9 protein-coding genes and 2 pseudogenes are annotated in these 11212 nt (G+C 73.6%); 6 read left to right on the forward strand and 5 right to left on the reverse strand.

Features of this window, described 5'->3' with window-relative positions; all coding sequences use genetic code 11:
- Positions 1 to 15: 15 nt before the first annotated feature.
- The 4 genes and pseudogenes from ACI8AR_RS12550 to glpX form a co-directional block, all read right to left on the reverse strand.
- Positions 16 to 297 (reverse strand): annotated as a pseudogene (locus ACI8AR_RS12550) (FAD-dependent oxidoreductase); the annotation flags it as partial.
- A gap of 24 nt (positions 298 to 321) precedes the next feature.
- Positions 322 to 1569 carry a 3-deoxy-7-phosphoheptulonate synthase gene (locus ACI8AR_RS12555; protein ID WP_457051323.1) on the reverse strand — a complete coding sequence of 416 codons (1248 nt, stop codon included), beginning with the start codon at positions 1567 to 1569 and terminating at the stop codon, positions 322 to 324.
- Positions 1570 to 1665: 96 nt separating this feature from the next.
- Positions 1666 to 3378: a glycerol-3-phosphate dehydrogenase/oxidase gene (locus tag ACI8AR_RS12560; protein WP_457051324.1), complete on the reverse strand. Its 1713-nt coding sequence runs from the start codon at positions 3376 to 3378 to the stop codon at positions 1666 to 1668.
- Complete coding sequence (glpX, locus tag ACI8AR_RS12565) at positions 3375 to 4406, reverse strand: class II fructose-bisphosphatase (RefSeq protein ID WP_457051325.1); 1032 nt, start codon at positions 4404 to 4406, stop codon at positions 3375 to 3377. Before glpX ends, ACI8AR_RS12560 begins: the two co-directional genes overlap by 4 nt.
- Before the next feature lie 360 nt (positions 4407 to 4766).
- Between glpX and ACI8AR_RS12570 the strand changes: the two are divergent.
- From ACI8AR_RS12570 to ACI8AR_RS12595, 6 genes and pseudogenes are all read left to right on the forward strand, one after another.
- Positions 4767 to 4997, forward strand: a pseudogene (locus tag ACI8AR_RS12570) (glucose-6-phosphate dehydrogenase); the annotation flags it as partial.
- A 367-nt stretch (positions 4998 to 5364) separates the two neighbouring features.
- Positions 5365 to 6189 (forward strand): alpha/beta fold hydrolase, encoded by an 825-nt coding sequence (locus tag ACI8AR_RS12575; protein WP_457051326.1) that lies wholly within the window; start codon positions 5365 to 5367, stop codon positions 6187 to 6189.
- Positions 6190 to 6304: 115 nt separating this feature from the next.
- On the forward strand, positions 6305 to 6820 hold the full coding sequence (gene msrA / locus ACI8AR_RS12580) for a peptide-methionine (S)-S-oxide reductase MsrA (RefSeq protein WP_457051327.1): 516 nt from the start codon (positions 6305 to 6307) through the stop codon (positions 6818 to 6820).
- Between the two features lie 67 nt (positions 6821 to 6887).
- Complete coding sequence (locus ACI8AR_RS12585) at positions 6888 to 7859, forward strand: quinone oxidoreductase family protein (protein WP_457051328.1); 972 nt, start codon at positions 6888 to 6890, stop codon at positions 7857 to 7859.
- A gap of 195 nt (positions 7860 to 8054) precedes the next feature.
- On the forward strand, positions 8055 to 8714 hold the full coding sequence (locus ACI8AR_RS12590; RefSeq protein ID WP_457051329.1) for a hypothetical protein: 660 nt from the start codon (positions 8055 to 8057) through the stop codon (positions 8712 to 8714).
- Positions 8711 to 10192, forward strand: a complete 1482-nt coding sequence (locus ACI8AR_RS12595; RefSeq protein WP_457051330.1) for a glycosyltransferase family 2 protein — start codon at positions 8711 to 8713, stop codon at positions 10190 to 10192. The genes ACI8AR_RS12590 and ACI8AR_RS12595 overlap by 4 nt, the downstream gene beginning before the upstream one ends.
- 56 nt (positions 10193 to 10248) lie before the next feature.
- Here the strand turns inward: ACI8AR_RS12595 and ACI8AR_RS12600 are convergent, their stop codons facing one another.
- A complete protein-coding gene (locus tag ACI8AR_RS12600) occupies positions 10249 to 11208 on the reverse strand; it encodes a VWA domain-containing protein (RefSeq protein WP_457051331.1) in 960 nt (319 codons plus the stop codon).
- Positions 11209 to 11212: the final 4 nt, after the last annotated feature.

Here is an 11212-nt window from a genome sequence, read left to right on the forward strand (position 1 = left end):
GCGCCCGCGGGTGCACAGCCCCGCCTTGAGCGAGCCGGGCGCGTAGTAGAGCCCGGCGTGCACCACGCCGCTGCTGTGGCCGGTCTGGTGCACGGCGACGTCGTCCTCCTTGCCCACGACCGTGACGTGCAGGTCGGGCCGGAGCTCGGCCAGCCGGCGGGCGACCGCCAGGCCCACGATCCCGGCGCCGACGACGCCGATCCGGTCGACGGTCCCTGCGCGCACCGGCCACCTCCGTCCTCGGCAGGAGCCCGGGCCCCGCCGTGGGCAGGGATGGTGCCCGCCCCGGCCGGGCACGGCCAGGCCCGTCGGCGCGTGCGGTCAGGCGGTGTCGCGGCGGGACCGGACGGCGGCGGCCAGCTCGGCGAGCAGGGCCTCCGTCGTCGCCGGGTCGACGCAGGCGTCGGTGACGCTCACGCCGTACTCGAGCCGCTCGGGGTGCTCGCGGTCGAGGTCCTGCCGGCCCTCGGCGAGGTTGCTCTCGATCATCACGCCGCGGATCGCCCGCTCTCCGCCGGCGACCTGCTCGGCCAGGTCGTGCACGACCGCGGGCTGGCGCCGGTGGTCCTTCTGGCTGTTGCCGTGGGAGGCGTCGACGACGACCACCTCGGGCAGCCCGCGCGCGGCGAGCTTCCGCTTCACCTCGGCGACGTGCGCCGCCGAGTAGTTGGGGCCGTCCGTGGTGCCGCGCAGGATGACGTGGCCGGTGTCGTTGCCGGTGGTCGACAGCTGCGCCGAGACCCCGTGGTGGTCGACACCGAGGAACTCGTGCGGGGCGCGCGCGGTGACGACGGCCTGGATGGCGGAGTCGACGCTGCCCTCGGGCGAGTTCTTGAAGCCGACCACGGACGAGAAGCCCGACACCCGCTCGCGGGCGGTCTGGTCGGTGACGTTGCGCGCGCCGACGCCGTTGTAGGTGACCAGCCCGTTGACGTACTGCGGCGTGAGCGCGTTGAGCGGCTCGGCGGCGACGGGGACGCCCAGCCCGGTGATGCGGCACATGAGCATCCGGGTGGCGACCAGGCCGACGCTGATCCGGTTGGACCCGTCGAGGAACGGGTCGTAGGCGAAGCCCTTCCAGTCGACCTCGGTCCGCGGCTTCTCCGTGTAGGTCCGCATGAGGATCTCGAGGTCGTCGCCGTGCCGTGCCCGCATGCGGCCGAGGAAGGCGGCGTACTCGAGCGCGGCGACGGGGTCGTGCACCGAGCAGGGGCCGGCGATGACGACGAGGCGGTCGTCGGCGCCGGTGAGGACGTCGGTGACCGCGGCCCGCGCGGCGCGCGTCGTCGCGGCCGACTCCGGCGACAGCGGGACCACGGTCGCCACCGCCGCGGGCGTGACGACGACGCTCAGGCCGGTGATCCGCGCGTTCACCAGGCCGGACAGGTCGGCGCCGTCCGCCGCCGTGACGCCCACCTGCCGCTGGACACCGGGCAGCAGGTCGGCGAGCGTGGCGTCGATCTGCGCGTTCACCGTCGTCTGGACGTCGAGCAGCAGGTCGGCGATCCGCGTCGCCGCCTCCAGGATGCGGTCAGCGGGGATGGGGGCCTCCTCGGTCGTCGCCGGCACGCGTCGGCCGAGCACCCCCAGTGTGCCGGGAGCCGTCGTCGCCGACGGAGGGGCGTCCGGCGCGCGGGACCCGCGCCGTGGGGCCGGACCCTGCCGTCAGACCATGCTCGTCGCTCCCATCCGGACGTCCGGTGCGCCCAGGCGCGCGGCGTCCGCGGTGCGGTCGTCGGCCTGCTCCTGCGACTCGCGCTCGGCCCGGACCCGCAGCCGGTAGTGCTCCACCTCCCGGTCGGCGTGCTCGGCGTCCCAGCCCAGGAGCGGGGCGACGATGTCCGCCACCTCGCGGGCGGCGCCCTCCCCACGGTCGGGTACCTCGATGGAGATCCGGGTGCGCCGGGTGAGGACGTCGTCCAGGTGCAGGGCGCCCTCGTGGCTGGCCGCGTAGTGGGCCTCGGCCCTCAGGTACTCCGGCGCGGCCTCCAGGGGCTCGGCGAGGTCGGGCCGCCCGGCGATCAGGTCGAACACCTCGGCGGACAGCGTCCCGTACCGCCCCAGCAGGTGCTCCACCGTGGACACCGGGAGGCCGGTGCGCTCGGCGGTGAGCCGGCGGGCGTTGTGCGCGGCGAAGTAGCCGTCGGCGCCCACGAGCGGGGTGCGTTCGGTGATCGACGGCGGGACGGTGCGCTCCAGGCCGTGGACGGCCGAGTCGACGGCGTCCTGCGCCATCACCCGGTAGGTCGTGTACTTCCCGCCGGCGATGACGGTGAGCCCGCGGACGGGGCTGGCGACCGCGTGCTCGCGGGACAGCTTGCTCGTCGACTCCGACTCCCCGGACAGCAGCGGCCGCAGTCCTGCGTAGACCCCGACCACGTCCTCCCGGGTGAGCGGGTCCTGCAGCAGCGTGTTGACGTGGTCGAGCAGGTAGTCGATGTCGCTCCGGCTGGCGGCGGGGTGCGCGAGGTCGAGGTCCCAGTCGGTGTCGGTCGTCCCGATGATCCAGTGGCTGCCCCACGGGATGACGAACAGCAGGCTCTTCTCCGTGCGCGTGATGATCCCGGTGGCGCTGTTGATCCGGTTCCGCGGGACGACGAGGTGGACACCCTTGGACGCGCGGACCTGGAACTGGCCGCGCCCGCCCACCATCTCCTGGATCTCGTCGGTCCAGATCCCGGCGGCGTTGACCACCTGCTGCGCCCGGACGGTGAACACCCGGCCGCTCTCCAGGTCACGCACCCGGACCCCGGCGATCCGGTCGGCCTCCCGGAGGAACTCGGTGACCCGGGTGCTGGTGACGCACAGCGCGCCGTAGGTCGCCGCCGTCCGGGCCAGCGTCATCGTGTGCCGCGCGTCGTCGACCTGGCCCTCGTAGAAGCGGATGGCGCCCCGGATGGCCGACCGCCTCCCGGACGGGAAGGACGCCGCGGTCTTCCGGCGCCCGAGGTGGCGGTGGTGGCCCGGCACCCCGCGCCCGGCGCCCATCACGTCGTAGACGCCGATCCCGAGCCCCACGTAGGGCCGGTCGATGCGCTTCTGCAGCGGGTAGATGAACGGCACCGGCCGGGCCAGGTGCGGGCACAGTGTCTCGAGCACGAGCCTGCGCTCCCGCAGCGCCTCGAACACCAGGCCGAAGTCGAACTGCTCCAGGTACCGCAGCCCGCCGTGGAAGAGCTTGCTGGAGCGGCTGGAGGTCCCAGCCGCGTAGTCGCGCGCCTCCACCAGGCCGACCCGGAGCCCCCGGGTGGCCGCGTCCAGGGCGCTGCCCGCGCCGACGACCCCGCCGCCGATGACCAGGACGTCGAGCTCCTCCTGCTCCAGCCCCCGCAGGGCGGCGGTGCGGTACTCCGGTCCGAGCCGTTCGGCGGTGCTCACGATCGCTCCTCTGCGCCGGTGACGCCCGGTGCCGCGGACCCGTGCCTGATCAGGTTGGAGCGGCTGCGGTCGTGCCGCGTCTCGATGAGGCGGACGGCGCCCGACCTCGACCGCATGGACAGCGACTGGGTGACGACCACACCCGGCTCGGAGCGGACCCCGCGCAGCAGCGCCCCGTCGGTCACCCCGGTGGCGCCGAAGAAGACGTCGTCCCCCGAGACGAGGTCCACGGTGGTCAGGACGCGGTCCAGGTCGTGGCCGAAGTCCAGCGCGGCGGTCCGCTCCGCGTCGTCCCGGGGGTACAGGCGGCCGAACATCTCCGCGCCGCCGCAGCGCAGCGCGCATGCCGCGATCACCCCCTCCGGGGTGCCGCCGATGCCGAGCAGCAGGTCCACCCCGGAGCCGGGCCGGCCGACGGCGATGGCCCCGGCGACGTCGCCGTCGAGCAGGAACCGGACCGCGGCGCCCGTGCTGCGGACGTCCGCGACCAGGCCGGTGTGCCGGGGCCGGTCGAGCACGGCGACGGTCAGGTCGCGCCGGTCCCTGCCCAGCGCGCGGGCCACCGCCGTGAGGACGTCGGCCACCGGCGCGGTCGGGTCGACCGAGCCGGCGGCGGCGGTCGGGACCACCACCTTGTGCATGTAGACGCACGGCCCCGGGTCGAACATGGTGCCCCGCTCGGCCAGGCCGACGACGGCGATCGCGTCCGGCAGTCCCTTGGCGGCGGCCGTGGTGCCGTCCACCGGGTCGACGGCGATGTCGACCTCCGGGTCGGAGCCGTTGCCGACCTGCTCGCCGTTGAACAGCATCGGGGCCTCGTCCTTCTCCCCCTCGCCGATCACGACGACGCCGCGCATCCCGACCGTGCCCAGCACCGGCCGCATGGCGTCGACCGCGGCCCGGTCGACCTCGTTCTTGTCCCCCCGGCCGACGTGGCGGGCCGAGGAGATGGCCGCGGCCTCGGTGGCGCGTACCAGTTCCAGGGCGAGGTTGCGGTCCGGGTCGAGGACCGGGCCTGCGCCGGTCACGTGCCCGTGCCCGTCGCGGCGGGCACCGAGCGCCCCGGACCCGCGGCGGCTCCCGCCGGGAGCCGGCCGGTGACCGGACGTCTGCGCAGCATCGCCGTCATGGCTGCCACCCTCGCTCGGTGGTACGTACCGCTCCGCGGGTCCGCCGGTCCCCACCGACGTGCCGGGACCCGGCTGCGGACGACCGTAACGTCCTCGTGAGCCAGGTCACAACCACGTCGCCCCGCGGCCCGGCCGGTGGGGCGACCGGTGGCGGGTCCTGGCCCCACCTGGAGGCGAGCCGCGCGGATCAGTGGGGGTGGGTGGACGGGCTCCTGGGTGCGAACGTCGAGCGTCCGGATCCCGAGCAGCGAGGAGGAGGTGTTCGCGGCGGATGCGGTCCGCGGCCGGTACACGCGTGGCGGCACGCGTGAGGACCTGGTGCCCGGCTACCGCGGAGAGCCCTGGGTCGACCCTCCGAGCGCTACCGAGGCCTTCGTGGCGACGCGGCTGGAGGTCCAGGACTGGCGGTGGACCGGCGTGCCGGTCCACGCGCGCACCGGCGAGCGGCTCCCCGCGCGCCTCACCGAGGTGGCCATGGAGTTCCGCCGCCCGCCGCAGCTCCCGCTGTCCCCCGGGACGGGGCAGGGGCTGGAGCCCGACAGCTCCGGACCGAGTCGACCGCCGACGCGGCTCGCATGCCGGAGGACGATACGAGGCCGCCACCCGGACCTGCCCCGGCGCCGCCACGGGGGTTGCGCTCGCGTGGGTGGGCGCACGACGCTGTGCCGACCGGGGCGGATCCCGGGAGCGGCCGTGACAGAGGTGGCCCGGCACGTGGCCGAGGACCCCGGCGCCCTCCGGCCCGGAGTTCACCCAACCGTTCGACCGACGTCGCCCGCTGACCACCCACCCCGGCTGCGATGGGGGGCGCGACACGTCGAACGCACCGCCATCCCGAGACCGACGGAGGCAATCCATGGGCACGGTCACGACCGCCGACGGCACCGAGATCTTCTACAAGGACTGGGGCACCGGTCAGCCGATCGTCTTCAGCCACGGCTGGCCGCTGTCGGCCGACGACTGGGACGCGCAGATGATGTTCTTCCTGGCCCGGGGCTACCGGGTCATCGCGCACGACCGGCGGGGGCACGGCCGCTCCACCCAGACCGGCGACGGGCACGACATGGACCACTACGCGGACGACCTGGCGACGCTGACGGCGCACCTCGACCTGCACGACGCGGTGCACGTCGGCCACTCGACCGGCGGCGGCGAGGTCGCGCACTACCTCGGCCGCCACGGCGAGGAGCGCGTCGCGAAGGCCGTGCTGATCAGCGCGGTGCCGCCGCTCATGGTGCAGACCGACGCCAACCCCGGCGGCCTGCCGAAGAGCGTGTTCGACGACATCCAGACCCAGGTCGCCACCAACCGGTCCCGGTTCTACCGCGACCTGCCGTCGGGGCCGTTCTACGGGTTCAACCGGCCGGGCGCCGAGCCGTCCGACGCGATCATCGCGAACTGGTGGCGCCAGGGGATGATGGGCGGCGTGAAGGCCCACCACGACGGCGTCGTCGCCTTCTCCCAGACCGACTTCACCGACGACCTGAAGAAGATCACGGTGCCGGTCCTGGTGATGCACGGCGACGACGACCAGGTCGTCCCGTACGAGAACTCGGGCCCCCGGTCCGCGGAACTCCTCCAGAACGGGACGCTCGAGACCTACGCCGGCTTCCCGCACGGCATGCCGACGACGCAGGCCGAGACGATCAACGCCGACCTGCTCGAGTTCATCCGCTCCTGACCGCCGTCGCCGTTCCGGGCTGGTCCTCCCACCGGCGCCCGACCACGGGAGCCAGTGGGAAGACCGGCCCCGGTCGCGGTGTTCAGCCACACGCTCGACACAGAGGGAGGCACACGTGACCACCGAGACCGCGATCCTCGCCGGCGGCTGCTTCTGGGGTGCGCAGGACCTGCTGCGCAAGCGCCCGGGAGTGCTCTCGAGCCGCGTCGGCTACTCCGGCGGCGACACCCCGAACGCCACCTACAGGAACCACGGTGACCACGCCGAGGCGGTCGAGATCGTCTTCGACCCCGACGTGATCTCGTTCCGGGAGCTCCTGGAGTTCTTCTTCCAGATCCACGACCCGACGACGGTGGACCGGCAGGGCAACGACATCGGCCGGAGCTACCGCTCGGCGGTCTTCTACACGAGCGAGGAGCAGCGGCGCGTCGCCCTCGACACGATCGCCGACGTCGACGCCTCGGGCCTGTGGCCCGGGAAGGTCGTCACGGAGGTGACGCCGGCCGGCCCCTTCTGGGAGGCCGAGGAGGAGCACCAGGACTACCTGCAGAAGCACCCGTACGGCTACACCTGCCACTACGTGCGGCCCGACTGGGTGCTCCCCCGCCGCGAGGCGCAGACCGCCCGGTGACGTGAGGCCCCGGCCGGCCGTGCACCGACAGCACGGCCGGCCGGCGGCGCGCTCTAGCCTCGGCCGCATGCGCGCTGTGCAGATCACCCGCTTCGGCGGCCCCGAGGTCCTCGACGTCGTCGACCTCCCCGACCCCGTCCCCGGCGACGGCCAGCAGCTCTACGAGGTGAGCGCGGCCGGCGTGAACTACGCCGACACCCACCAGACCGAGGACAGCTACCTCGCCCCGCAGACGCTGCCGCTGATCCCGGGCGCGGAGTTCGTCGGCCGGCCGGTGGGCGGCGGCGAGCGCGTCGTCGGCCTGCTCGACGGCGGCGGCTACGCGGAGAAGGTGGTCGCCAACCCGCGGCTGACCTGGCCCGTGCCCGACGCCGTCACCGACGAGCAGGCCCTCGCCCTCGTGCTGCAGGGCACCACCGCCTGGCACCTGCTGCGCACCAGCGCGCACCTCGCCGCGGGCGAGTCGGTCGTCGTCATCGCCGGCGCCGGCGGGGTCGGCTCGCTGGCCGTCCAGCTGGCCAAGCGCTGGGGCGCCGGGCGGGTCGTCGCCACCGCCTCCAGCCCGGAGAAGCGGGCGCTGGCCGAGGAGCTCGGCGCCGACGCCACCGTCGACCCGGCGCTGGCCGACGACGACCCGAAGACCTTCACCGCCGCGCTGCGCGAGGCCAACGGCGGCAAGCGGGTCGACGTCGTCCTGGAGATGACCGGCGGCAACGTCTTCGACGGCTCGTTCTCCGCGCTGGCGCCCTTCGGCCGGCTCGTCGCCTACGGCATGGCCGGCCGCCGGCCGCCGAAGCCGGTGCAGGCGCCGGCGCTCATGGGCACCAGCCGCGCGGTCGTCGGCTTCTGGCTGGCGCACTGCTTCAGCCGCCCGGCCATGCTCGACGACGCCATGACCGAGCTCCTCCAGCTCACCGCCGACGGCGCGCTCAAGCCGGTCGGGGGCGGCCGCTACCCGCTGACCGCCGTCCGCGAGGCGCACCAGGACATCCTGTCCCGCCGCACCACCGGCAAGCTCGTCCTCGACCCGACGCGCTAGCGCCCGCCGCCCCCCGCTCACCACGCACGGTCACCGCCCGGAGGGGTCCGCCCTCCGGGCGGTGGCACGTCTCCCCCCGCGGGGTTACAGGCCCTCGTCCGTCCGCACCCCCGCTCCTAGCGTCGTCAGCGACAACTGCTGGGGGTGTGCAACGGCGCCCGGTCCCGGCGACCACCACCGCCTGCTGGGGGAAACGTGCCCCGACCGACACCCCGATCCCGCGCGGCCGCGTTCGCCCTCGGCGCGGCCCTGATCACCGGCCTGACCGGCTGCGAGTGGCCCGACGTGAGCATGAGCCCGGGCCTCGCCGCCGAGTCCACCGAGGCCACGCCGTCCGCCGAGCCGTCCGCCGAGCACTCCCCCGACCCGGCGGACGAGCCCGCCGGCCGGACCACCGCCGCGTCGTCCACGGCCGCCCGTCCGGCCGGCGACCTCGATGCCGGCTCGCTGACCCGCACGCTGCCGGCCGGCGACCGCACCGTCGTCGTCGACTACTGGACCGCCGACCAGGCGGCCACGTGGACCGCCGCCGACGACAAGACGATCCAGCTCTCGGCGCACGTCGAGGGCGACGACGGCGACACCGAGGTGCTGGTCACCCGCTTCGCGGCCACCACCGACGACGGCACCACCCGGGCCCTCGCCGCCGAGGACCGCGGTGAGTTCGCCCTCATGCCGCCCTTCACCTACACCACCGCGCTCAGTCTCCCGGGGTCGGCGGTCCCGGCGGACTCGCTGACCGTCTCGGTCCAGTTCGACCTCCTGGTCGAGACCGAGCCGGGCTCCGGGCGCTACTTCCGCCAGACCGTGCTCGACGCCCTCGAGCTGCCGCTCCTGCAGGAGGACCCCTCGTGAACCAGCTCGTCGTCCACGGCAACCGGCGGTCGACCGACCGCGTGAACCTCCTGGCCCGCGGTGGCCAGCAGGTGCCCGACATCAGCTCGCTGGTGCCCGCGGAGTTCGGCGGCCCGCAGGCGGAGGAGCAGCTCCGGCACGCCACCATCAGCTGCGTCATCCCGGCCTACAACGAGGAGTCGACGATCGCCGACGTCCTCACCTCGCTGCTGGCGCAGACCCGGCCGCCGGACGTCGTCCACGTGGTCATCAACAACACCGACGACGACACCCCGGAGATCGTCGAGCAGTTCGTCGGCGAGCACACCCGGGTGGTCAAGGGCGAGACCTACCGGACGACGGTGTTCTCCCACGACATCGGCGAGAACCCCGACAAGAAGGTCGGCGCGCTCAACTACGGCTACTACGTCAGCCGCGGCTACGACTACATCCTCGGGGTCGACGGCGACACCACCCTCGACCGCCGCTGCGTCGAGTGGCTGGAGAAGGAGATGGTCACCGACCCGCGCATCGGCGGGCTCTCGGCGGTCTACACCTTCGACAAGTCCACGGTGCACGGCGCGATGGCGCGGTTCCTCGTCGCCGGCCAGCGCGCCCAGTTCGCCGGCTTCAACATGGACAACCTCGTCCGCGGCCGGAACATGGCCGTGCTCGGCGGCCAGTGCAGCCTGTTCAGCGTCCGGGCGCTGGAGGCGGTCATGTACCGCCACCACCAGTCGGCGCCGTGGGTGCGCGACTCGGAGGTCGAGGACTCCAAGCTCTCGCTGCAGATCAAGGACGCGGGCTTCAGCACCAAGATCAGCGCGCGGGCCCGCGCGTTCGTCGGCCCCATGACCACGCTGCGCGCGCTCCACGGCCAGCAGGTGAAGTGGAACTTCGGCGGCATCGACCTGCTGTGGCCGGGTCAGCGCGGGGACAGCAAGGGCCAGCCGCTGCACCCGAACCTGCGGCTGCGCTGGTACGAGAACATCTCGATGGTCTTCAACATCGCCGCACGGATGGGGTTCCTGCTCCTGCTCGCGGCGGCGCTGTCGATCGACGCGTTCGTGTTCAACCCGGTGTGGCTCGTCCCGCCGGCCGTGGCCACGCTGCTCAACCTCCGCATCGCGCTGTCCATGCACGACAAGAGCGCCGTCGACATCTTCTACGCGCTGCTGGTGGTGCCGGCGGAGCTGTACATGTGGGTCCGCATGGGTCACTTCGTCACCGCGTGGGTGCAGTTCTTCGCCCGCGTGGAGAAGGACAACTGGGCCGCCCAGGCGGCCGCGGAACGGGGTCGCGGGTCGGCCTACGTCATGCCGGCGGTCTGCGCCGCGGCGACGTTCGCCGTCCTGATCTTCGCGTGGAGCCAGCAGGGCATCGGCGTGCAGTCGGCGATCCTGTCGATCGGCTGGCCGGTCCTCTACCTGCTCACCGTGCTGCAGACGATCTTCATGCTGAGGAAGCTGGTGCGCCGCCAGCGGGGCTTCACCGTCTGAGGCCGCACGACGGACGACGGGCCCGGGACCTCGCGTGGTCCCGGGCCCGTCGCCGTTCAGAACAGGCGCTGCAGGCGCCAGGCCGCCAGGCCCAGCCCGCAGGCCAGCAGCAGCGTGGCGACGCGGACGAACCAGTAGGAGACGTCCCGCGGCTCGGTGGTGTAGCCGATCTGGCTGCCCAGGTCGTCGTAGACCGCCTCGAGCTCGGCCCGGCTGCGCGCCTCGTTGTACTGCCCGCCGGTCTCGTCGGCAATCTGCCGCAACGCGTCGCGGTCGATCGGCACCGGCGTCACCTCGCCGCCGATCTCGATCGAGCCGTAGTCGGTGCCGAACGCGATCGTCGACACCGGCACCTCGGCCGCCTGCGCCGCCGCGATCGCCTGGGTGTTCTCCCGGCCGACGGTGTTGTAGCCGTCGGACAGCAGCAGGATCCGCGCCGGCGGCAGCTGCTCGGGGTCCTCGACGTCGAGCGTCGACTGGAACGTGGTGATCGTCGTCAGCGAGGTGAAGATCGCCTCGCCGATCGCCGTCGCCTCCGACAGCTCCAGGTTCTGGATCGCGCCGCGCACCTGCTCGCGGTCGGTGGTCGGCGCCACCAGCGTCGAGGCGGTGCCGGAGAACGACACCAGCCCCAGGTTGATCCGCTCCGGGAGGATGTCGACGAAGTCGCTGGCGGCGGCCTTCATCGCCTCGAACCGGCTGGGTTCGATGTCCTCGGCCTGCATCGACAGCGAGACGTCCAGCGCGAGGACGACGGTCGCGGTCTCCCGCGGCACCCGGACCTCGGTGCTCGGCTGCGCCAGCGACAGCACCAGCCCCAGCAGCGCGGTCAGCGTCAGGCCGAACGCGACGTGCCGCACCCAGCCGGCCCGCTTGGGAAGCAGGCTCTGCGCCAGCCCGGTCTGGGAGAACCGCGCCGCGTACACCCGGCGGCGCAGCTGGCGGACGACGTAGAGCACCGCCAGCGCGACGACGGGGACGAGCGCGATCAGCCACAGCGGTGACTGGAAACTCACGGGC

This window comes from Geodermatophilus sp. SYSU D01036 (genome assembly GCF_054050435.1).